Raw genomic sequence first — 21,926 nt, forward strand, 5'->3', positions numbered from 1 at the left:
CCCCGCTCCGCCGGCCCGACGGTGTCGTGGTGGCCGGTCAGCCGCCGGCCATCCCGGCCCCCACCTCGTCGATCGCGTCGTCGATTTGGCGGGCGAGGTCCACGTCGAGCGCGGTGACCCCGTTGGCCTGGTTGGTTCGCACTGTCAACACGGCGGCGGTGTCGCCCGGACGTCCGATGCTCGGGCCGCGGCCGTTGTCCTGGCGAAGCCGGTCGAGCCGGGCGAGCACCCGGTCCAGGTTGTCGGGCGGCAGCGCGACCACCCGGTAGAGGCCCTGGCTGTCGCCGGACCAGTAGGGCAGGTCGTCCAGCGCCGCGCTGATCTCGTCGGCGTCCAGCGTGGGTGTGGTGGTGGAGGCGCCCACCAGGCCGCCGCCGGCCTCCGGCGGGTTCAGCAGGTCGCGCAACCCGTCGGGTACGTGCAACGACTCGACCAGGTCGCCGTCCTGCTCGGCGAGCGCGGCGATCGTCGCCTCCGCCTGGTAACGGGCCTGCTCCGGGGTGTTGCCGCTGATCCGGCCCACCTCGGCCAGGAAGCCGGGCAGGTCCTGGTGCCGCTCGATGCCGTCGACCGGCAGCACGTCGTGCAGCGACGCCGGCACCGCGGCGAGCAGCCGCTGCCGCTCGGCGGCCTCCAGGGCGAACGCGAGGACCAGAACTGTCGCCTCGGTGCCCACCTTGGCGGTCTTGAAGTCGACCCCGGCGCGACGCCGAACCTCGTCGACCAGGTCGTGGTAGCCCATGCTGTTCACACCGGCCGCGCCGCTCGGCGGGGACGGCTGCGGTCGCGGGTTGTCGGCGCTACCGACCGGCGGCGGTGCCGGCCCCCCGCGCGTGGTGTCCGACTTGTGCGGTCCGGCCGCTGGTGGGCCCGCTCGCTTACCCGCGTCGAGGCTGGTGAGCTGCTTGGACGCGCTCAGGCTGGCGCCGATCTCGCTGGGCTGGCGATTCTGTTCCCGGGCCTGCCGGGCCAGGGCCCGGCGCCTCTGGTTGTCGCCCTCCATCTGCTTGCGCATGGTGGCATCCCTTCCGCTGGGGATCGTGGCTGCGCCAGTCGCCTTCCCGCCGTCCGGGAGAAGGAAACGGGGGCCGCCGGCCGGGTCGGACCAACCTGCGCCACGCTTCATCCGGCGGGGGTGAGGGGTGCTCACCCGCACGGCCCGCACGATCGGCTCAGGACCGGAGTTCTTCCGAGGTACGCGGAAGGAAGGTCGTCATGAAGGAAGTTGTCGAGATCGTCCCCGCTCGACCCGGCTGGTACGCCCGCTGGCAACTCACACCCGAGGTCACCAGGTGTTACCCGGTGAGCCTGTGGGCGCTGGTGGAGGAGGCCGACGGAACGGGCCGCGAGGTGATCGGGATGGACTGCATCGGTCAGTGGCCCGGTGCGGACGACAACGAGGCGGGTGGGCAGTTCGTCCGCTACCTGTACCAGACGCCCGATTCGGGGAAGCCCGAGGACGTCGACCCGGCCCCGATCGGCGAGCTGCGTGAGGACGGCCCCCGGCTTCAGCCGATGACGGCACCCTAGACATTCCTCCGGCCCCCGACCCCAGGTCCCAGGGTCGGGGGCCACCCCGTCCGGTGCGGGGGTGGCCGGTGGGTCAGCCGGTGGCGCGCACGTCGTCGGCGGCGTACGTCTCGAACAGCAACTCGGTCAGGCCCGTGCGGTCCAGCATCCGCTGAAGCTGAGGGCTGACCCCGGTCAGTCGGATCGCCCCGGCGGCGCGGTGCACCACCAGCAACGCGCTGAGCCCGGAGGAGTCGCAGAGAGTGACCCCGGTCAGGTCGACCAGAACCGGGGCGTCGTCGCGGCCGCGCAGCCCGGCCGCCGCGGCGATCAGCTCCGGTGCGCTGTCGTAGTCGAGTTCGCCGGTCAGCCGGAGTCGGACGTTGCCGGCGGCGAGCCGGCTTGTCTCGATGGTCAACAGCTGATCGGGCATCCCACCATTTTCCCTGTTGAGCCACAAAACGCAAAGCGGGGGCGGTTACGACCCCCCCGTGTCGCTCGTCCGACGCCCCGCCGTGGCGGTGCCGGCCACCAGCCGTGAGATGCCGCTTTCCGGGTTCCGGCGTAGGGTGACGGGAGAGTTTTGACCATGGACGCCGGTTCCGGCACGGGTTCGGTGAACGACAAAGGAGTGAGGCTCAGCTGGTGACTGCTTCCGACGTCAGGGACTGGGACCCGGGCGACGGACGGCTCTCCACGCCGAGCACGACACGACCCTCGGCGTGGTCCGCCGACGTTCGCCACCCCACCGCCGCCCTGCCGCCACTGGCCCCCGACCGGGGGCAGGCCACGCCCGACTGGTTCGAGGTCGTCGAACACTTCCGGGAGGGCCTGGTGGTCTGCGACGCCGATGGCGTCGTGCGGCACGTCAGCCCGGTGGCCGAGCGGTTGCTGCCCGAGGTGACTCCCGGTGAGCTGCTCGGCGCGGCATGTGTGCCCGGGTTGAGCGACGGTGTCCCCGGGAGCTTCACCCATCGCGGGCGCCGGCTCACCGCGCGCCAGGTGCCGCTCTCCGGTGACCGCTGCTGCTGGTACGTCGAGGACGTCACCGACAGCGTCAGCCGCGCCGACGCGCTGATCGCCGAACGGGCTCGCTCGGCGTTCCTGGCCGTGGTCGGCGACAAGTTGGGCAACCCACTGCACCCGGACCGGGCTGCCGCCGCTGTCGTCCGACTCGCCGTGCCGACCCTGGCCGAGGTGGCGGTGCTGGTGCTCGCCCCGAAGGCCGGGCGCGCCCGCTGGTGGCGGGCCTCACGCACCGACGACGAGGTGCCGACCGTGGACAGCGGCGTACTGGCCGGCGGCGAGCTGCCGACCGCCATCGCCGACGGGTTGACCGGGGCCGAGCCGCACGCGGTGGACTGGTTGGTCGAGCAGGCGGTCGACGCCGGTTGGTTGCCGGGGCTGGCCGGCACCGACAGCGCCGCCCGGGTCGTTCCGCTGCCGGGCCGCGACGCGCCGGTCGGTGTGCTGCTGGTGGCCCGTCGCGCCACCCGCTGGTACGACGAGGACGACGTGGAGCTGGTCCGCGCGTTCGCGGCCCGCGCGGGCGCGGCGTTGACCACCGCGCTGCTCTACCGCGACCAGGCCGAGGTGGCCGACACCCTCCAGGCGAGCCTCCTGCCGGTCGAGCCGGTCGAGGCGACCGGTGTGCAGTGGGGCACCGCGTACCGGCCCGCGCAGGCGGGACTGCGCATCGGCGGCGACTTCTACGGCTCGCACCGGCTCCCCGACGGGGGTTCGGTGTTCTTCCTCGGCGACGTGTCGGGCAAGGGCGTCGAAGCCGCCGTCTTCACCGGCCAGCTGCGCCAGTGTCTGCAGGCGCTGCACCGGTTGGAGTCGCACCCGGCGCGGTTGCTGCGGCTGCTCAACGACGCGTTGCTGGAGACGACCCAGGCGCACGGTGAGGGCCGCTTCGCCACCATCGTGCTCGGCGTGGCCCGCCCGGAGCGCGACGGCGGCCTCACCCTCACCATGGCCGGCGGGGGGCATCTGCCACCACTGGTGCTGCGCGCCAGCGGTGAGGTGGAGACGGTGCCGTTGCGCGGCATGCTGATCGGGGTGGTGCCCGACCCCCGCGTCGGCGAGGTGACGGTGCGGCTGGCGCCGGGCGAGACCTGCCTGCTCTACAGCGACGGGGTGACCGAGGCCCGGGGCGGCCGGCGCGGGGACGAGCAGTTCGGCCCGGAGCGGCTGATCAGCGCGCTGACCGGTTGCCATCGGATGCCCGCCCCGGCCCTCGCCGAACGGGTCGAGCAGATCACCTGCGACTGGCTGGCGCAGGGCGACCACGACGACATCGCCGTGCTGGCGCTGCGGGCGGCCGGCCTGGGCGGGCGCGGGACACGGCACCTGCACTCGGTGCCCGCCGGCGTCGACCACACGAGGGAGCCTGACGCGTGACCGCCGCCACTGCCGCCAATGACCTCGGCGAGGCGTACTCCGGATATCTGGAGCATCTCGCGGACGCCGACGAGTACGCCGCGACCGACCTGGCGATCGGTCTGCTCGACGCGGGCGTCCCGGCGGAGCGGGTGCTGCTCGACCTGGTCGCGCCCGCGCAGGCCGAGGTGGGTGAGCGGTGGGCCCGCAACGAGTGGAGCGTCGCCCAGGAGCACGCGGCCACCCACATCAGCGAGCAGGTGGTGGCGGCGGTTTCCGCGCACGCGAGACCGCAGCCGATCAACGGCCGGGTCGTGGTCGCCTGCATGGATGGCGAGTGGCACGCGTTGCCGCCCCGGCTGGTGGCCGAGGTGCTGCGGTTACGCGGGTGGCAGGTGACCTTCCTGGGCGCCAGCGTCCCCGCGGCGCACCTCGTGTCGTACCTGCACCGCTACGACGCGCACGCGGTCGCGTTGGCGTGCGCGCTGCCGATGCGCCTGCCGTACGCCCACCGCATGATCGAGGCGTGCCGCCGCTCGGACGTCCCGGTGGTGGTGGGCGGGCGTGGGTTCGGCACGGACGGCCGGTGGGCGCGCCGGCTCGGGGTGGCCTGGGCACCGGACGCGCCCTCGGCGGCCGAGCTGATAGCCGACGAGCGGGCGCTGCGCACGGCACCGCCGGCGCGGCTGGCCCACCTGGCCGACGACGAGTACGCCAGCCTGGTGCGCCGTCGCGGTGAGCTGATCGACAGCGCGTTGGCGGAGCTGCGGGAGCGGGTGCCGGCGGCACGGGCGTACACCGCCGCGCAGCTCGACTCGACAGTGAGCGACCTGGGCCACATCGTGGATTTCCTGGCCGCGGCGGTCTACGTCGACGACCCCTCCCTGTTCACGGAGTTCGTGGAGTGGCTGTCGGGGATTCTGGAAAGTCGTGGGGTGCCCGCCGGGGCGGTTGTCCTGCCGCTGGAGCACTACGCCGTCGCGTTGCGGGACTTTCCCCGGGCGGCGCGGGTGCTGGCGCTGGGATGCGCGGCGCTGCCCGGCACCGCTCGCTGACCGACCCGCCGGGGCATCCGGATCGATCACCGCGCTCGGCGGCGGACGGGTCAGCTCTGCGTATACTTGCCGGACTGCAAACGTCCCACCCTCGTGGTGGAGCGAGGGGGAGAACGGTGACGTTCAGCGTCAACTACGTCGAGCGCGACGGGGGTGGCGCCTGCCTGCGGCTCGTGGGCGAGCTGGACCTGAGCACCGCCCCCGAGCTGACCGCCGCGATCGAGCGGCTCAGGGCGGCGGGCGAGACCCGGGTGCTGCTCGACCTGACCGACCTCACGTTCTGCGACTCCACCGGGATGGCCGTGTTCGTCCGAGGCGACAACCAGGCGGCGGCCGACGGGGGGTGGCTGCGGCTCACCGGTGCCCACGGGCGGGTCGAGCGGGTGCTGCGGGTGACCGGCCTCGCCGACGTGTTGCGGTACGAACCGGAGTCGGTCGACCCCGCGTCCCGCAGTGCTTCGTGATGGGCTAGATTTCCCCGCCAGCATTTCCCCCGCCAACGCGGTGACCGTCAGGGTCCCGTCCCCGTCGACTCCGAGGCAGGTAGTGATGGGCGCAGACAGCCCCCAGCCGGTACGCATCCTGGTCGTCGACGACGACCCGGGTGATGTGCTGATGATCGAGGAGGCGCTGGCGGACTCCGACGTCGACAAGATCATCGACGTGGTGAGTGACGGCGAGGAGGCGATGGAGTTTCTCCGCGCCGAGGGCCGGCACGAAGATGCCCGCCGACCCGACGTGATCCTGCTGGATCTGAACATGCCGCGCATGGACGGTCGCCAGGTGCTCGGGGCGGTCAAGCAGGACGAGGATCTGCGGACCATCCCGATCGTCGTGCTGACCACCTCCAACGCCGACACCGACATCGTCGGCAGCTACACGTTGCAGGCCAACGCGTACGTCACCAAGCCGATCGACCTGGACGACTTCAACGACGTGGTGCGCCGCATCGATGAGTTCTTCGGCCGGGTCGTCGTGCTGCCCAAGCGGGTCTGAGCCTCGCGCCACCTGCGCGCATGCTGAACATTTTCCCCGAACCCCCTCGGCGCGAGCGGTCGCGGCCGAGGATCCAGGTGGGGAAGTAACAGCAGCTGCCTGGGGGGCGACAGTATGAGGTTCTCCGTCGTTGAGACCGGTTACGACCAGCGTCAGGTGGATTACTGCCTGGACGAGTTGGGGGTTCGGTTGTCCCGGCTCGCGGAGCGGGCCGAGGGCGCACCCGAGGCGGCCGGGGAATGGGACGAGATTCGTCAGGAGGCAGCCGCGCTCGGCGGCCTCCTGCGACGACTCGACCTGGGCGCCGCCGCCGCCACCCGGCCCGCCGGTGACGCGGTGCGGCGCGAGGCAGCCGACTTGCTGGCCCAGGCCCGCGTCGAGCTGGACGAGGCCCGCGACGAGGCACGGCGGGTGCGGGAGCGTGCGTACGCGGAGGCCGTGCAGGCCCGACGCGACTTCGAGGCGGCGCTGGACGCTCGCCGACGGCGCGAGGTTCGGGTGGACGAGATCCTCAGCCAGGTGACCGTCGAGCAGGTGCCCGCCGACACCCCCACCGCAGCCGCCGGGGTGCCGGGCAGCCGGGTCGGGGTCGGCGGCGTGGACGAGGGTGCGCAGCCTCCGCCGGGCCGTCGCTGAGACGCGCGGGCGTCCGAGCCCGGCTCAGGAGGTGAGCGCCGCCGCGACGGTGGTCGCCCGATCCTCGTGCTGGGCGTACGCGTCCGGGTAGGCGGAGATCTGCACGGACTGGGCGGCTGCCGTGACGCTCATGTCCTGCCAGCCGGGGATCTCGTTGAGCGCGCTGTAGAAGGCCCGCGCGGCGTACGACGGGCGCATCAGCTGGGCCACCGTGCCCCAACCGCTGCTGGGCCGCTGCTGGAACAGCCCGACCGAGTCGTGGTCGGAGCCGCTGCCCTGGTTCGGGTACTCCGCCGACTCCGGCAGGACGTCGCTGGCCAGGTTGTAGAGGTTGCTCTCCTGCATGGCGGTGGACAGTGCCACCACCAGGGCGCGCCGAGGCATCTTCATCTCCAGGCCGACGTCCACGATGATCTTCGCGTTGTCCATCTGCGCCTGGTCGAGGCCGGCGACCGGCCGGGGGCGGCGGGGTTTGACCGGCTTCTTGGGCGCCTTGCGGACGGCGGTGGGGGTGGGTGTGGGCTTCGCCGTCGGGCTGGGCGGCAGGATCCGGGCGGGGGCGGCGTCGCGGTCCAGCGACCGGGAGGCGCGTTCGTCGGCGATGGCGGCGCGGTCGGCCACCGCCTCGGCGAGCGGCTCGACCGTACGGGGGGTGTCGTCGTTGCCTCGCGCGGTGGCGACCGCGACGAGGCTGAGGCAGCAGGTGACGCCGGTGGCCAGCGCCACCCGCACCGGGGTCGAGCCCAGCAGGGCCCGCCGCGGAGCTTCGGCAGCGCGGTGACGGCCGATCGTCCGTTCGGTTGAGGCGGCGTCGTCCGAAGGGGTGGTCGGGCGCGCGTCGGTCAGCTTCTGGGCGGAGGGGTCGTCGGGGTGCACCTGACGAGGCTAAAGAGCTGAATGCCCGATGCCACCAGCCCGTACGGTGGCATGCGCCACAATTTGCCCTGATCATGCCGACTTCAATGGGCAAAGCGGGAGCAGAGTTGACCAACCTCGCGACTCACGCCAGACGGTTATTCCCGACTTGCCGGGTGAATCCGCTCGCCCCGCCCTTCCGCCGGCCGCATCTCCGGCCGCCGTCAGGCATCAGCCGAACAGTCGAGGCTCACCTCCACCAATCGACCCCCCCGCCGACCCCCCCACACCGCCCCAGGCCCCGTACCCTGCTCGCCGATCTTGCACTTGCTGTCGCGGCACAAAGGGCATGTCCCTCATTTCGACGACCGAAAGTGCAAGATCGACGCGATGAGGCGCGCGCGTGCGCAGGATCGGCGCGGTGGGGCGGGCGGGGTGGCGGGCCGCCTGGGGCCTGGGTCAGTGGCGGCCGTTCTCGGCTGGGGTGACGGTCAGGCGGTGGCGACTGGCGTCGCTGCTGGAGAACGGCCAGAGCCGGTCGGCGTACTCGACCAGGTCGGCCAGTTGATCCCGGCTCAGCCCGGCTGAGGAGATCTCCGCGTGGACGTCGGCCCGGTACCGGCCGTCGTTGTCCCGCCCCAGCTTCGCCTCCGCCCGGACCTGCACGGTGTGCGCCTCGTCGGTGATCTCCCCGGCCACCTCCACCGCCGCGTGATGCAGGCAGGAGGCGAAGGCCGCGGCCAGCAACTGTTCCGGGGTCAGCCCGGTGCAGTGCGGCGCCAGCGGTGAGGCCAGCGCGGTGGAGAGCCCGCCATCGTCGGTGCGTACGTGACCGCCCTCGGCGGTCGCTGTGGCCTCACGCAGCCAGGAACTCTGATCCGGCATCGCGTTTCTCCCGTCGCTCACCAGGCCGGCTACCCCTTCGCCGCCCGGCGAAACGCCACGGGTCGCGCCGTCAGACACCACGGGGTCGTGCCGTCAGCGCCCGGCGGGCAGGTTCGGCTCGTCCACCAGCACCACCGCCTCGGTGGCCTCCGCGGCGGCTCGTTCGGTCCACGGCGACGTCGGGGCCGGCCGGCGGGTCGTCGGGATCGTCATCGGCACGTACACCCGGGCGTCCACGGCCTCGGCCAGCAGCAGCGCGGCGACCAGGCTGGTCGGACGCTGCCCGGGGTCCTCGGCGAGGCAGGAGTGGCACAGCTCGGCGACCTCCGGTGGGAGCCCGGCGATGTCGGGCAGCGGCTCCGGTGGCTGACGGCGGCGTGCGAGGAGCAACTCGCTGGAGGTCGTCGCGCGGTAGGGCAGGCGGGCCGTCAGGCTGTAATAGAGCAGCACGCCGAGGGCGTACATGTCGGCGGCGGGGGTGGCGGGCGCCTCGTCCAGTTGTTCGGGCGCCAGGTATGCCGGGGTGCCGAGCACCATGCCGGTCGGCATCGGGTCGGGTTCTCCGGCGGCGATGGCGATGCCGAAGTCGAGCACCTTCACCCCGGCCGGGGTGAGGATGACGTTGGCGGGCTTGACGTCCCGGTGCACGATGCCCTCGGCATGCGCGGCGGCCAGCGCGGCGGCGACCTCCGCGCAGACCCGCACCGCGATCTGCCAGTCCAGCGGCCCGGCGCGCAGGTGCACGGCGAGCGTCTCACCCTCGGCCAGCTCCATGACGATGTAGGGCACCGGTCGGCCCGGCCACGTCGTGGAGGTGCCGAAGTCGTGCACGCTGGCCACGTTGGGGTGTTCCAGCCGGGCCGCCGACCGGGCCTCCGCCCGGATCCGGTCCACCGGGCCGTCCCGATCGTCGCGGCCGGGGGAGATGAGCTTCACCGCGACCGGCCGGTCCAGCACCTGGTCGTAGGCCCGCCACACCTCGGACATCCCGCCCACACCGATGCGCTGTTCGAGCCGGTACCGCTCGTCCAGCATCCGCATCGACCGCTCCTCGTCCTCGCCCCGCCGACGGCCGGGTTGCTCCGATCGCGGTACCCGCCCTCCGAACTGGGCAAACCGAGCCCGGTTCGGGGCACACGGGCCCCGCGCACCTCGCTGCGCCGGAGCGGTGGGTGCGGTAGCTTGCGAGCCAGAGCCGGTGTCACCGATTGTGCCGGCACGGTCACCCGAGGGGACGCCGCGATGAGCGAGGTCACCGTACGCTTCGTCGGCGGGCCCGCGGACGGCCTGGTCCGGCTGCTGCCGGCCGGGTCGGACGGCGCCCCACCCCAGCGTTGGATCATGCGGCACCCGGACGGCACGGGGCCGGTGCAGCCCGGCCCCGACCACCTCTACGAACGCGACCGGCCCGACGAGGCCGGCGGCTGGAGCATGCGGTTCGTGCGCACCGACGCGTACGGGGTGTCCGAGTGACCACGAGGCGGGGCTGACCGATGGTGTCGCCGGCGTCGCGTCGGCCCGCTCGCACAGCCCGCGCACAGCTTCCGCAGGGGCACGGCACAGGCGTGGCGGCCACCATGGGGCCCATGGTCATGAACGGGCAGGCCGCGCCGAGCCGGATCGAGCTGCGTCGCCCCGACGGGGAACCCGTCCGGGTGCTGGTGGTCGACGACGAACCCACGCTCACCGACCTGCTGTCGATGGCCCTGCGCTACGAGGGCTGGCAGGTCCGCACCGCCGGCAACGGCATGGCGGCGTTGAGCACCGCCCGACAGTTCCAGCCGGATGCCGTGGTGCTCGACGTGATGCTGCCCGACCTGGACGGCTTCCAGGTGCTGCGCCGGCTGCGCGAGCACGCCCCCACAGTGCCGGTGCTCTTCCTGACCGCCCGCGACGCGGTCGAGGAACGCATCGCGGGGTTGACCGTCGGCGGCGACGACTACGTCACCAAACCGTTCAGCCTGGAGGAGGTCATCGCCCGGCTGCGTGCATTGCTGCGCCGCTCCGGGCTGGCGATCGCCGCGCAGGAGGAGGCGGTGCTGACCGTGGGTGACCTCAGCCTCGACGAGGACAGCCACGAGGTCCGCCGCGCCGGCCAGCTGGTCACTCTCACCGCTACCGAGTTCGAGCTGTTGCGTTTCCTGATGCGTAACCCGCGCCGGGTGCTCAGCAAGGCGCAGATCCTCGACCGGGTGTGGAACTACGACTTCGGGGGCCAGGCCAACGTGGTGGAGCTGTACATCTCGTACCTGCGCAAGAAGATCGACGCCGGCCGGGCACCGATGATCCACACGCTGCGCGGTGCGGGTTATGTCCTCCGACCCGCCGAGTAGGCGCCGCCCACTGCGCGCCGCCCGAGGGTGGCTGGCCGGGCGCTCCCTGCGTACCCGACTGGTGTTTGCCCTGCTCGCGCTTCTCGCGTTGGTGAGCGTCGCGATCGGGGGCCTGACCACTGTGGCGCTGCGGCACTTCCTGATCGACCGGCTGGACGCCCAGTTGGCCCCCGCGACGGCCATGCGGGGCGACCGTCCGGGACGGCCGGCCTTCCCCGGTGACGGACCGGGCATCCCACTCGGACTGCCGTCCGGCGTGGTGGTCGCCGAGATCAGCGATGGCCGCGTGACCAGCGCCCGCACCCTGACCAAGAGCGTCTCCAGCGCCGACCCGTTCCCCGACGAGCAGACCGTCGCGGTGGGGGAGGTCGCGGCGCTGGCGGACCTCCCTGTCGACGCCAGACCGCGCACCGTCGACCTCGGCGATCGCGGTGACTACCGGGCCGTGGCCCGGCAGTACTGGGACGGCCGGGTACGCGTCGTCGCGATCCCCCTCTCCGGCGTGCAGGAGACCATCTGGGCATTTGTCGCCGCGCAGGCCGGGGTGGCCGCGGTCGGGCTGCTCCTCGCCGGTGTGGCGGGCGCGGTCATCGTGCGGGCAACCCTGCGACCGCTCCACCGGGTGGCCGCCACCGCCACCCGCGTCACCGAACTGCCCCTGGACCGTGGGGAGGTGGCGCTCGCCGTCCGGGTCCCGGCCGCCGACACCGACCCGCGCACCGAGGTCGGTCAGGTCGGGGCGGCGCTGAACCGGATGCTGGGCCACGTCGCCGACGCGCTCTCCGCCCGGCAGGCCAGCGAGACCCGGGTACGCCAGTTCGTTGCCGACGCCAGCCACGAACTGCGGACGCCTCTCGCGGCGATCCGCGGCTACGCCGAGGTGGCCCGCCGTGGCCGCGACGAGGTTCCCCCCGACGTGGCGCACGCGCTGCGCCGCGTGGAGTCGGAGAGCACCCGGATGACCAGCCTCGTCGACGATCTGCTGCTGCTGGCCCGCCTCGACACCGGCCGGCCGCTCGCTGTCGAACCGGTGGATCTCACCGCCCTGCTGGTGGACGCGGTCAGTGACGCGCACGTCGCCGGCCCCGAACACCGCTGGCAGCTCGAACTGCCCGACGTGGCGATCCGGGTGCCCGGCGACGCCGCCCGGCTGCACCAGGTGGTGGCGAACCTGCTCACCAACGCCCGCGTGCACACCCCACCCGGCAGCACTGTCACCACCACCCTCGCCGTCGACGCCGCCAGTGCCGTGCTCACCGTCGCGGACGACGGGCCGGGCGTGCCGGTGGAACTGCAACCGGAGATGTTCGAGCGGTTCGCCCGGGGCGACAGCTCCCGGTCCCGCGCGCACGGCAGCACCGGCCTCGGCCTGGCCATCGTCGCGGCGGTGGTGGAGGCCCACCACGGCACGGTCGAGGTGCAGAGCCGTCCAGGTCGGACAGTGTTCACCGTCCGGCTGCCGAATCCCACAGCTGACGCATAGTCTGCGCACGGGGTCGCGCCAGCCTGGCCGCCGAGGCTGGCCGCATGGACAGAACAGAGACCCTGCCGACGGCACCCACCGCACCAGAGCCGCCGACGGACGCCCGCCCCGACGAGCACTCGCCGCCGACGCGCCGCCCGCCGGCCTGGGCCCGGCCCGCGCTGGTGATCCTGCTGCTCGCCACCGGCCTGCTCTACCTGTGGGGGCTGGGCGCGTCGGGCTGGGCGAACTCGTTCTACGCGGCGGCCGTGCAGGCCGGCTCGGTGAGCTGGAAGGCCTTCCTCTACGGCTCGTCGGACGCCGCCAACTCCATCACCGTCGACAAGACACCCGCGTCGCTGTGGCTGATGGCCCTGTCCGTACGGATCTTCGGACTGAACAGCTGGGCGATGCTCGTACCGCAGGCGCTCTGCGGGGTCGCTTCGGTAGGCGTGCTCCACGCGACAGTGAAGCGCTGGTACGGGCCGGCCGCCGGTCTGATCGCGGGCGCGGTCCTCGCGGTCACCCCGGTGGCGACGCTGATGTTCCGGTTCAACAACCCGGACGCGCTGCTGGTCCTGCTGCTGGTCGCCGGGGCGTACGCCACAGTGCGCGCGCTGGAGACGGCAAGCACCCGGTGGATCGTGCTCGTCGGTGTGCTCGTCGGCTTCGGCTTCCTCACCAAGATGTTGCAGGCGTTCCTTGTGGTGCCGGTCTTCGCCGGCGTCTACCTGCTGGCCGCGCCGACCGGGCTGTGGCGGCGGGTCCGGCAGCTGCTGCTGGCAGGGCTGGCGGTGGTGGTCGCCGCCGGCTGGTGGGTGGCGCTCGTCGAGTTGGTGCCGGCGAGCGCCCGCCCGTACATCGGCGGCTCGCAGGGCAACAGCATCCTGGAGTTGACCCTCGGCTACAACGGCCTCGGCCGGATCACCGGCGAGGAGGTCGGCAGCGTTGGCGGTGGTGGCCCCCGCCCGGGCGGCGGGGGTGGCCCGTTCTCCGGGCAGAACGGCGTGCTGCGGATGTTCGGTGGCGAGATCGGTGGTCAGGTCTCCTGGCTGCTGCCGGCCGCGCTGATCTTTCTGGTCGCCGGTCTGCTGCTGGCCGGTCGGGCGGCCCGCACCGACCGCACCCGGGCCGGGCTGCTGCTCTGGGGCGGTTGGCTGCTGGTCACCGGCCTGATCTTCAGCTTCATGTCCGGGATCTTCCACGCTTACTACACGGTGGCGCTCGCACCGGCGATCGGCGCGCTCGTCGGCATCGGTGTGACGCTGCTCTGGCGGTGCCGCCGACTGCAGCCCGCGCCCGGCGACGCTGGCGGCACGCGCTGGCAGCGGTGGAGTCCGCTGGCCGCCGCGGCGACGCTCGCCGGCACCCTCGCGGTAACCGTGTGGTGGGCGTGGGTGCTGCTCGGGCGCAGCCCCGACTGGTACCCGTGGCTGCGGACCACTGTGCTCGTCGCCGGTCTGGTCGGTGCGCTGCTGTTCCTGCTCGTCGGCCGCTTGCCCCGCCGCCTGGTGCCGGTGGTGCTGGGCCTGGGCGCGGCGGCGGCCCTCGCCGGTCCGGTGGCGTACGCGGTGCAGACCGCCGCGACCCCCCACACCGGGTCGATCCCGAGCGCCGGCCCGTTCGTGGCGGGCGGATTCGGCCGGGGCGGCTTCCCCGGCGGGCGACCGCCCGGCGGCATGGAACTGCCGCCCGGCGGCCAACTCCCCGGCGGCGGCCAGTTCCCGGGCGGCTTCCCGGGCGGCGGTCAGTTACCCGGCGGCCAGAACGGCGGTGGCCAGAACGGCGGCGGCCAGAACGGTGGCGGCCAGAACGGCGGTGGCCAGAACGGCGGCCGCAATGGCGGTCAGGGGCCCGCCTTCCCAGGCGGTGATCGTAACGGCGCACCCGGTTTCCCGGTCGGCGGCCAAGGCCCCGGCGGGCAGGGGCGCTCGGCCGGTGGGGGCATGGGCGGGCTGCTCGACGCCCGTGAGCCCAGCGCCGCACTGCGCGAGCTGCTGGAGCGCGACAGCGCGGACTACACGTGGGTGGCCGCGACCATCGGCTCGAACAACGCGTCCGGTTACCAGCTCGCCACCGGTGAACCGGTGATGGCGATCGGCGGGTTCAACGGCAGTGACCCGTCACCGACGCTGGCGCAGTTTCAGCGTTACGTGGCCGACGGGAAGGTCCACTACTTCGTCGGTGGCGGTGGCTTCCGGGCCAACGGCGGCAGCGCGGCCTCCCAGGAGATCGCCGCCTGGGTCGCGGAGACGTTCACCGCGCAGACCGTCGACGGGGTCACCCTCTACGACCTCAGCGCCGCCGCGGGGGCGTCGTGACGATGCTTGGCGGACCACGGCCCGCCATCCAGGCCCGACCCACCGCCGCCGTGCTGGACGTGGTCATCCCGGTGCACAACGAGGAGGTCGACCTCGGGCCGTGCGTACGACGACTGCACGCCCACCTGAGCGCACACTTCCCGTACCCGTTCCAGATCACTGTCGCCGACAACGCAAGCGTCGACGACACCCTGAAGGTGGCCGACGGCCTGGCCGCTGAACTGCCCGGCGTCGAGGTGCTGCACCTGGACGCCAAGGGGCGGGGGCGGGCGCTGTCGGCCGCCTGGTCGGCGTCGTCAGCACCGGTGCTGGCGTACATGGACGTGGACCTCTCGACCGACCTGGCGGCGCTGTTGCCACTTGTCGCGCCGCTCATCTCCGGCCACTCCGACCTGGCGATCGGCACCCGCCTGGCGCGTACCTCCCGGGTGGTGCGTGGCACCAAACGGGAGGTGATCTCCCGGGCCTACAACCTGCTGCTGCGCGGTGCGTTGGCGGCGCGGTTCTCCGACGCGCAGTGCGGGTTCAAGGCAATCCGGGCCGACGTCGCCACGGAACTGCTGCCGGTGGTGCGTGACACCGGCTGGTTCTTCGACACGGAGCTGCTGGTGCTGGCCCAGCGGGCGGGGCTGCGCATCCACGAGGTGCCGGTGGACTGGGTCGACGACCCGGACAGCCGCGTGGACATCGTCGCCACCGCCCTGGCCGACCTGCGCGGCGTGGGTCGGCTGGGCCGGGCGCTGCTGACCGGGACGCTGCCTCTGGCCGACCTGCGCGCGCAGCTCGGCCGGGCGCCGCTGACCGCGCCACGTGCCCAGCCGCTGGCCGGGCCGGGTGGGACGCCGCTGACCGGGCCGGGTGCCCGGCCAGGAACGGCGCTGCCAGGACAGGTGCCGGCCGGGCTGCCCCGGCAGTTGGCCCGGTTCGCGGCGGTCGGGGTGGCGAGCACGCTCGCGTACCTGCTGCTGTTCGTGGCCACCCGGGGCATGCTCGGCGCGCAACCGGCGAACCTCCTGGCGCTGTTGCTCACCGCGGTGGCGAACACGGCAGCGAACCGGCGGCTGACGTTCGGCATCAGCGGACGCCGGCACGCAGCCCGGCATCACGCGCAGGGGTTGCTCGCCTTCGCGCTCGGTCTGGCGTTGACAAGCGGCGCGTTGGCAGTGCTGCACCTCGTCTCTGCCGTACCGGCCCGGCCGGTCGAACTGGCCGTGCTGGTGGCCGCGAACCTGGCCGCCACCGTGCTGCGCTTCGTGCTGCTGCGCCTCGGCATGCACCACCGCCGTACCTGAGTCACCGGCCGGTCAGTCGACCAGCATCTCGGTGAGGACCTCGACGACGCGTCGGGTGTGCCGCCCGTCGGGGTCCTCATCGGTGTTCAGGTCGGTCACGCTCATCCCGAGCAGCCGGTCGGCGCGGGCCAACGGCGTGACCAGCGCGATCAGATCCGCCCAGCGCGGGCCGTCCGGTTCGGGGTAGGTCACCGCGGGCAGGTCGCGCGGGTCCACCACGTCCAGGTCGAGGTGCAGCCAGGCCGGTCCGTCGCCGTCGGTGGCCAGGCTCGCGCCGACCGTCGCCGCGCCCCGGCGCAGCAGCTCGGCGGCGTTGATCTGGTGGATCGCCGGGTCGATCCGGGCCGCCTCGACCCGGCTGCTCTCGTCGGTGGCGGGGCGGTGCCCGAGCAGGTGGACGCGGCCGGGCTCGATCAGCGCGCCGGCGGGGCCGACGGCGACCGGGCCGTGACCGGTGACCACCGAGAGGTCCATGTCGGCGGCCTCACCGGTCGGTGAGGTCGTGCCGTCGAGGAAGTCCGGGTGGGCGTCGACGAACCACAGGTCGGTCGCCGGGGGCAGTGCCCGGCAGATGCCGGGCAGGATCGCGCAGTCGCCGCCGAGCACCAGTGGTCGGTGGCCGTCCGCGATCAGCGCGCCGATCCGCGCGGCGATGGCGCCGCCGGCCCGGACCAGGCCCGCCGCGCCGATCACCCCGCTGACCGGGTCGCGGTTCGGGTCGCGCAACCGCGCCTCGTCGATCTGCCCGTCGTCGTCGGCGGCCAGGGCCTCGCGCAGGCCGGCTCGGCGCAGCGCGGTCGGGGCCCGCTCCTCGCCGCGCCCGCATCCGGAGGAGTCCAGCGGCGCGTCCACGATCATCCACGGCACGTCCGCAGCGTACCGGCGCGGTCGGCCGTCCCGGCCGCATTCTGTGGTGCGGCTGGGAGTACGCCGATGTGCCCGCGACGGCGACGACGAGCGGCGTACGGTGAGGGACAAGTCCGGCTTTCTGGGTCAAAAGCCTCATCGGTGTACGCCCTGGACGCCGGTGTCGAGGCGGCGAGGGCAAGGAGCGATCGGTGGAACATCTGGCCTACCTGGACGCGGGGTCCGGCAGCCTGATCGTGCAGGCGGTCGTCGGTGGGGTGGCGGGCGCCGCGGTCGCCGCGAAACTCTACTGGCGGCGGCTGGTCGACCGGTTCCGCCGGCAACCCACCGACCAGCGCTGAGCGGGCCAGCCCCGACGATGGCGATCTCACCCACCGAGGTACGGCCCGAGCCGGCCTCCTTCCGCGACCCCGCCAACCGGGTCTTCCACGTCGGCGACGAGGTGCTGCGCGGGCTGGATCCCCAGGCCGCGCAGCACTGGCGCGCACTGACCGGCAGCACGTTCTTCCCGGCGCTCGTCGCCGCGCGCAAGGTCTGCGCCACCGAGGACGCACCGCCCACCCTGGTGCAGGCCGCTGGCGGAACACCGTGGGCGGCTGTGCTGCGCCACGAGCGCATCCCGTTCGTCTCCCACCCGTACGAGTGGTCGTTCAGCATGCTGCGCGACGCCGCCCTGCTGCACCTGGAGATCCTGACCGCCGCGCTCGGCGAGGGTTTCACCACCAAGGACGGCTCGGCCTACAACCTCCAGTGGCGCGGCGCCGAACCCGTCTTCATCGACATCGGCTCCTTCGAGCCGGTCCGCGACGGCGAACCGTGGGCCGGCTACCGGCAGTTCTGCCAGACAGTGCTCTACCCGCTGCTGCTCACCGCCCACCTGGGCGTCGACTTCCAACCGTGGCTGCGCGCGCGGGTCGACGGCATCGAGGCCGAGGAGCTACGGCCGCTGTTCAACGGGACCCGCCGGCTGCGCCCCGGCGTGCTGACCCACCTGCACCTGCACGGGGCAATGCAGCAACGCAACGCCGCCGCCAGCACCACCGAGGTACGCGACCAACTGCGGGCCGCCGGCTTCTCCCGGGAGCTGCTGCTCGCCACCGTCCGGGGCATCGAGAAACTGGTCCGCAAGCTGGACCGCCGCCCGCCCGAGAGCCACTGGTCGGACTACCAACGCACCTGCGGCTACTCGGCCCGCGACCGGGTGGCGAAGGAGCAGTTCGTGGCCGTCGCGGTGGCCGCCGGCACCCGCCCCCGGCTGGTGCTCGACCTCGGCGCCAACGACGGCCGGTACTCCCGGTTGGCGGCCGGGCACGCCGACTACGTGGTCGCCGTCGAGCAGGACCCCACTGTCGTCGACGAGCTGTACCGACAGCTGCGCTCCGAGGGGCAGCGCCGCATCCTGCCGCTGGTACTGGATCTGGCCGACCCCTCGCCCGGTGGCGGCTGGCGGGGCGTCGAGCGGGCCGGCTTCGCCGAGCGGGCGTCCGCCGACGTGGTGCTCGCCCTGGCCGTGGTGCACCACCTGGCGATCGGGCGCAACGTGCCGCTGCCGGAGGTCATCGACTGGCTGGCCGGGCTGACCGCGCCGGGCGGCGCGGTGGTGGTGGAGTTCGTCCACCCGGAGGACCCGATGGCGACCCGGCTGCTGGCCAACAAGCCCGCCGGTCTCTTCCCGGACTACCGACGCGACACCTTCGAGGCGCTGCTCGCCGCCCGAGGACGGATCACCGACCGGCTGGAACTGCCCTCGGGCACCCGCACGCTCTACCGAACGGTGATCGGTGGCTGAACCGGTCGCCGCAGCCCTGTCGACAGCGGCCGACCCGCCGCCGGCCGCCGTGCGGTGGGACCGGGGCTGGCGCGCTGAACTGGGGCGGCTGCTGGAGATCGTCGCCCTGGTCGGTCTCGTGGTCACCCAACCGCTGCTGGACGTGCTCGGCCGCAGCCCCGACTTCTTCCTCTTCCACCGCGCCGACCCGGCCCAGATCCTGCTGCTGCTCGCCCTGGTGACGGTGCTGCCCACGGCCGCTGTGGCGCTGCTCGGCACCCTCAGCCGACTGGCCGGCCGGACCGCCCGCGCCGTCACCCACACCGGGATGGTCGGGCTGCTGGTCGCCGCCCTCGCCGTGCAGGTGGGCCGACACGTCACGCCACTTCGGGGCGTACCCCTGCTGCTGGTGGCCGTGCTGGCCGGAGCCGCCGGCGCGGCCGCTCACCGGCGGTGGCGGGCGCCGGGCCGGGTGCTGCGACTGGCCGCCGCCGGCCCGGTGGCCTTCGTGGCGCTCTTCCTGCTCGCCTCGCCGACCTCGGCGGTGGTCCTGCCGCGCGGCGACGGCGGCGCGGCAGGCACCGCGCAGGGCTCGGCCGTGCACCCGCCGGTGGTCATGCTGATCCTCGACGAGCTGCCACTGGTCAGCCTGCTCGGCGCGGACGGGAAGATCGACGCCGGGCGGTACCCGCACTTCGCCGAGCTGGCCGGCGGCTCCACCTGGTACCGCAACTCAACAGGGGTCAGCGGGTGGACGCCCAACGCGCTGCCGGCGATGCTCACCGGCCGCTACCCGGCCAAGCCGGTCGCCCCGCACTACTCGCAGTACCCGGACAACATCTTCACCGCCTTCGGCGGCCTGTACGACATCCGCGCCGAGGAGAGCATCACCAGGCTCTGCCCACCCAGTCGCTGCGAGCAGCCGGTAACCCCGGAGCAGGGGCTCGGGGTGCTGGTCCGGGAGACCGGCAAGCTGCTCGGCCGGGTCGCCGGGCCCACGGAGAGCACTGTCGACCCGGAAGACTCCTACCGTGAGCAGACCCGCGCCGAGGCCGGCCTGGACGCCGCCGAACCGGTGCCGGCCGACCCGAAGTTCCGCTGGGACAGCCTGGACGACAACCAACCGGCCCGGTTCACAAGCTTCCTGGCCGGGTTGAAGCCGACCACCCGGCCCACCCTGCACTTCCTGCACCTGCTGATGCCCCACTCACCGTGGGCGTACCTGCCGTCCGGGGCGCGCTACGACGCCCCCGAGGACCTGCCCAACGACGGCGCCGGCTGGGTCGACCTGGCCCGGGCGCGGCACCTCGCCCAGCTCGGCTACACCGACCGGCTGATCGGCGAGACGCTGCGGACGCTGCGCGCCAACGGCCTCTACGACCAGGCCCTCGTCGTGGTGACCGCCGACCACGGGGTCAGCTTCCGCCTCGGCGCACAGGGGCGCGGCATGGACGCCATCAAGGCCGCCGCCGGCGAGGTCGCCTGGGTGCCGACGTTCGTCAAGGAACCCCGGCAACAGACCGGTCGGGTGGACGACCGCAACTGGGAACACGTCGACCTGCTGCCGACCGTGGCCGACGAGGCCGGCATCCGGCTGCCCTGGGCTGTCGACGGCCGCTCCGCCCGGCAGGCCCCCCGCACCGACGGTACGAAACACTTCTACGACCGCCCAGGCGTTCCGGTCACCTTCCCCGGTGGCGTGCCCGCCCCACCGCCCCTGCCGACACCCCACCCCCTGGTCGGCACCGAGGTACGGGCCGGCCCCGCCGCCGGCAGCGCCCGGGTCGCCGACCTGGCGGCGTTCACCGCCACCGACCCGGACACCGGCACCCTCCCGGCACTGGTCTGGGGCGACGTCCCGGACCGGATCCCCGACGGCACCCTCCTCGCCGTCGCCGTCAACGGCCGCATCGGGGCCGTCGTCCCGGTGGTGCCGGCCGACCCCGGCGGACGCCGGTTCGCCGCGCTGCTCGCCGACGACAAGTTGTTCCACGCCGGCACCAACCAGCTCGACGTCTTCCAGGTCGCGACGGACGGTACGCTGCGACGCCTCACCCTCTCCTGACCTGGCTTCCGGGCCCGGTCCGGCCTGGTTCCCGGGGTTGGTCCGGCCCGTGCTTCCGGGTTCGGGCCGGTCCGGTCCCGTCTGGCGGGATACCGGGTTTCCCGGCCGCCCGGTCGGGAATCGGGTGACGCATACCTCACCGCCGAACCACGGCGGGCGTTGTCCCCCGAGCCGCAATTACGGTAGAAGCGAAGGCAATTCAACGTAGATCTGCCGGCGAAGCGAGGAACCACATGACGGAAGTCAAGCTCGATCACCCCGGTGGGCAGCTGTCGATGCCGGTGCATCCTGCGGTCGAGGGCCCCGCCGGTGTCGGGGTGAGCAAGCTGCTGAAGGAAACCGGGATGACGACGTACGACCCCGGTTTCGTCAACACCGCCGCTGCCTCATCCGCGATCACCTACATCGACGGCGACGCGGGCATCCTGCGTTACCGGGGGTACCCGATCGAGCAGTTGGCCGAGAAGTCCTCCTTCCTGGAGGTCTCCTACCTGCTCATCTACGGTGAGCTGCCGACCGAGCAGCAGCTGACCGAGTTCACCGAGTGGATTCGGCGGCACTCGCTGCTGCACGAGGAGATGCGCCGCTTCTTCGACGGCTTCCCCCGGGACGCCCACCCGATGGCGGTGCTCTCGTCCGCGGTGAGCGCCCTGTCCACCTTCTACCAGGACAGCCTGGACCCGTTCGACTCCGAGCACGTGGAGATCTCCACGGTCCGGCTGATGGCGAAGGTCCCCACCATCGCCTCGTACGCGTACAAGAAGTCCATCGGTCAGCCGCTGCTGTACCCGGACAACTCGCTGGGGTACGTGGACAACCTGCTGCGGATGACGTTCGGCGTGCCGGCGGAGCCGTACGAGGTCGACCCGGTGATGTCGAAGGTGCTGGACATGCTCTTCGTCCTGCACGCCGACCACGAGCAGAACTGCTCCACGTCGACCGTCCGCCTGGTCGGTTCCAGCAACGCCAACCTGTTCGCCTCGGTCTCGGCCGGCGTGAACGCGCTGTTCGGCCCCCTGCACGGTGGCGCCAACCAGGCGGTGCTGGAGATGCTCCAGCAGATCCACGCCGGTGACGGCGACGTCCGGTCCTTCGTCCGCAAGGTCAAGGATAAGCAGGACGGCGTCAAGCTGATGGGCTTCGGCCACCGGGTCTACAAGAACTACGACCCGCGGGCGGCGATCGTCAAGAAGGCCGCGCAGGACGTGCTGGGCCGGATGGCCAAGCCCGACCCGCTGCTGGACATCGCCATGGAGCTGGAGGAGATCGCCCTCGCCGACGACTTCTTCGTCTCCCGTCGGCTCTACCCGAACGTGGACTTCTACACCGGCCTGATCTACAAGGCCATGGGCTTCCCGACCAAGATGTTCACGGTGCTCTTCGCGCTCGGCCGGCTCCCCGGCTGGATCGCCCAGTGGCGCGAGATGATCAACGACCCGGAGACCAAGATCGGCCGTCCGCGGCAGGTCTACGTCGGCTCCGCCGAGCGGGACTACGTCC

The 21,926-nt window shown here is 72.9% G+C and carries 21 protein-coding genes; 15 read left to right on the forward strand and 6 right to left on the reverse strand.

Annotation, left to right across the window (positions count from 1 at the left end):
- Positions 1–37: 37 nt before the first annotated feature.
- A complete protein-coding gene (locus AB0B48_RS20695; RefSeq protein WP_357203882.1) occupies positions 38–1,015 on the reverse strand; it encodes a DUF2267 domain-containing protein in 978 nt (325 codons plus the stop codon).
- A gap of 200 nt (positions 1,016–1,215) precedes the next feature.
- Between AB0B48_RS20695 and AB0B48_RS20700 the strand changes: the two genes are divergently transcribed.
- Entirely contained in the window at positions 1,216–1,530 is a 315-nt protein-coding gene (locus tag AB0B48_RS20700) for a hypothetical protein (RefSeq protein ID WP_357203884.1), read from the forward strand.
- A gap of 73 nt (positions 1,531–1,603) precedes the next feature.
- Here AB0B48_RS20700 and AB0B48_RS20705 read toward each other — a convergent pair whose 3' ends face one another.
- Entirely contained in the window at positions 1,604–1,942 is a 339-nt protein-coding gene (locus AB0B48_RS20705; RefSeq protein ID WP_357203886.1) for an STAS domain-containing protein, read from the reverse strand.
- A 212-nt stretch (positions 1,943–2,154) separates the two neighbouring features.
- Here AB0B48_RS20705 and AB0B48_RS20710 point away from each other — a divergent pair, with 212 nt between their 5' ends.
- From AB0B48_RS20710 to AB0B48_RS20730, 5 genes are all read left to right on the forward strand, one after another.
- The gene (locus AB0B48_RS20710) at positions 2,155–3,912 is read left to right on the forward strand and encodes a PP2C family protein-serine/threonine phosphatase (protein WP_357203888.1); all 1,758 of its coding nucleotides are present in this window, start codon (positions 2,155–2,157) and stop codon (positions 3,910–3,912) included.
- On the forward strand, positions 3,909–4,946 hold the full coding sequence (locus AB0B48_RS20715) for a cobalamin-dependent protein (protein ID WP_357203890.1): 1,038 nt from the start codon (positions 3,909–3,911) through the stop codon (positions 4,944–4,946). The genes AB0B48_RS20710 and AB0B48_RS20715 overlap by 4 nt, the downstream gene beginning before the upstream one ends.
- 116 nt (positions 4,947–5,062) lie before the next feature.
- Positions 5,063–5,410: an STAS domain-containing protein gene (locus AB0B48_RS20720; protein ID WP_357203892.1), complete on the forward strand. Its 348-nt coding sequence runs from the start codon at positions 5,063–5,065 to the stop codon at positions 5,408–5,410.
- 85 nt (positions 5,411–5,495) lie between these two features.
- Entirely contained in the window at positions 5,496–5,942 is a 447-nt protein-coding gene (locus AB0B48_RS20725) for a response regulator (RefSeq protein ID WP_355009026.1), read from the forward strand.
- Between the two features lie 114 nt (positions 5,943–6,056).
- The gene (locus AB0B48_RS20730) at positions 6,057–6,578 is read left to right on the forward strand and encodes an ATPase (protein ID WP_357203894.1); all 522 of its coding nucleotides are present in this window, start codon (positions 6,057–6,059) and stop codon (positions 6,576–6,578) included.
- A gap of 24 nt (positions 6,579–6,602) precedes the next feature.
- On the opposite strand, the gene AB0B48_RS20735 is transcribed toward AB0B48_RS20730, so the two are convergent.
- The 3 genes from AB0B48_RS20735 to AB0B48_RS20745 all read right to left on the reverse strand — a co-directional run bounded on the left by AB0B48_RS20735 (position 6,603) and on the right by AB0B48_RS20745 (position 9,359).
- On the reverse strand, positions 6,603–7,454 hold the full coding sequence (locus AB0B48_RS20735) for a hypothetical protein (RefSeq protein WP_357203895.1): 852 nt from the start codon (positions 7,452–7,454) through the stop codon (positions 6,603–6,605).
- Positions 7,455–7,892: 438 nt separating this feature from the next.
- The gene (locus AB0B48_RS20740) at positions 7,893–8,318 is read right to left on the reverse strand and encodes an OsmC family protein (RefSeq protein ID WP_124819422.1); all 426 of its coding nucleotides are present in this window, start codon (positions 8,316–8,318) and stop codon (positions 7,893–7,895) included.
- 93 nt (positions 8,319–8,411) lie between these two features.
- Positions 8,412–9,359, reverse strand: coding sequence for a serine/threonine-protein kinase (locus tag AB0B48_RS20745; protein ID WP_357203897.1), 948 nt, complete (start codon positions 9,357–9,359; stop codon positions 8,412–8,414).
- 201 nt (positions 9,360–9,560) lie between these two features.
- Between AB0B48_RS20745 and AB0B48_RS20750 the strand changes: the two genes are divergently transcribed.
- The 5 genes from AB0B48_RS20750 (at position 9,561) to AB0B48_RS20770 (ending at position 15,726) form a co-directional block, all read left to right on the forward strand.
- Entirely contained in the window at positions 9,561–9,791 is a 231-nt protein-coding gene (locus AB0B48_RS20750) for a hypothetical protein (RefSeq protein ID WP_091408172.1), read from the forward strand.
- A 113-nt stretch (positions 9,792–9,904) separates the two neighbouring features.
- Positions 9,905–10,651 (forward strand): response regulator transcription factor, encoded by a 747-nt coding sequence (locus tag AB0B48_RS20755; RefSeq protein WP_357203899.1) that lies wholly within the window; start codon positions 9,905–9,907, stop codon positions 10,649–10,651.
- A complete protein-coding gene (locus AB0B48_RS20760; RefSeq protein ID WP_357203901.1) occupies positions 10,629–12,134 on the forward strand; it encodes a HAMP domain-containing sensor histidine kinase in 1,506 nt (501 codons plus the stop codon). The genes AB0B48_RS20755 and AB0B48_RS20760 overlap by 23 nt, the downstream gene beginning before the upstream one ends.
- Before the next feature lie 44 nt (positions 12,135–12,178).
- Positions 12,179–14,434: a glycosyltransferase family 39 protein gene (locus tag AB0B48_RS20765; RefSeq protein WP_357203903.1), complete on the forward strand. Its 2,256-nt coding sequence runs from the start codon at positions 12,179–12,181 to the stop codon at positions 14,432–14,434.
- 2 nt (positions 14,435–14,436) lie between these two features.
- Positions 14,437–15,726 (forward strand): dolichyl-phosphate beta-glucosyltransferase, encoded by a 1,290-nt coding sequence (locus AB0B48_RS20770; protein WP_357203909.1) that lies wholly within the window; start codon positions 14,437–14,439, stop codon positions 15,724–15,726.
- A 12-nt stretch (positions 15,727–15,738) separates the two neighbouring features.
- On the opposite strand, the gene AB0B48_RS20775 is transcribed toward AB0B48_RS20770, so the two are convergent.
- Entirely contained in the window at positions 15,739–16,584 is an 846-nt protein-coding gene (locus tag AB0B48_RS20775; protein WP_357203911.1) for an arginase family protein, read from the reverse strand.
- Positions 16,585–16,784: 200 nt separating this feature from the next.
- Between AB0B48_RS20775 and AB0B48_RS20780 the strand changes: the two genes are divergently transcribed.
- From AB0B48_RS20780 to AB0B48_RS20795, 4 genes are all read left to right on the forward strand, one after another.
- The gene (locus AB0B48_RS20780; RefSeq protein ID WP_165947858.1) at positions 16,785–16,934 is read left to right on the forward strand and encodes a hypothetical protein; all 150 of its coding nucleotides are present in this window, start codon (positions 16,785–16,787) and stop codon (positions 16,932–16,934) included.
- Positions 16,935–16,951: 17 nt separating this feature from the next.
- Positions 16,952–18,382, forward strand: a complete 1,431-nt coding sequence (locus tag AB0B48_RS20785) for a methyltransferase domain-containing protein (RefSeq protein WP_357203905.1) — start codon at positions 16,952–16,954, stop codon at positions 18,380–18,382.
- A gap of 16 nt (positions 18,383–18,398) precedes the next feature.
- Positions 18,399–20,426 carry a sulfatase-like hydrolase/transferase gene (locus tag AB0B48_RS20790; protein WP_357203913.1) on the forward strand — a complete coding sequence of 676 codons (2,028 nt, stop codon included), beginning with the start codon at positions 18,399–18,401 and terminating at the stop codon, positions 20,424–20,426.
- A gap of 233 nt (positions 20,427–20,659) precedes the next feature.
- A partial coding sequence (locus tag AB0B48_RS20795) for a citrate synthase (protein WP_357203907.1) occupies positions 20,660–21,926 on the forward strand: 1,267 nt, incomplete at its 3' end.

Source organism: Micromonospora sp. NPDC049089, from assembly GCF_040648775.1.
Taxonomy (GTDB): Bacteria; Actinomycetota; Actinomycetes; order Mycobacteriales; family Micromonosporaceae; genus Micromonospora.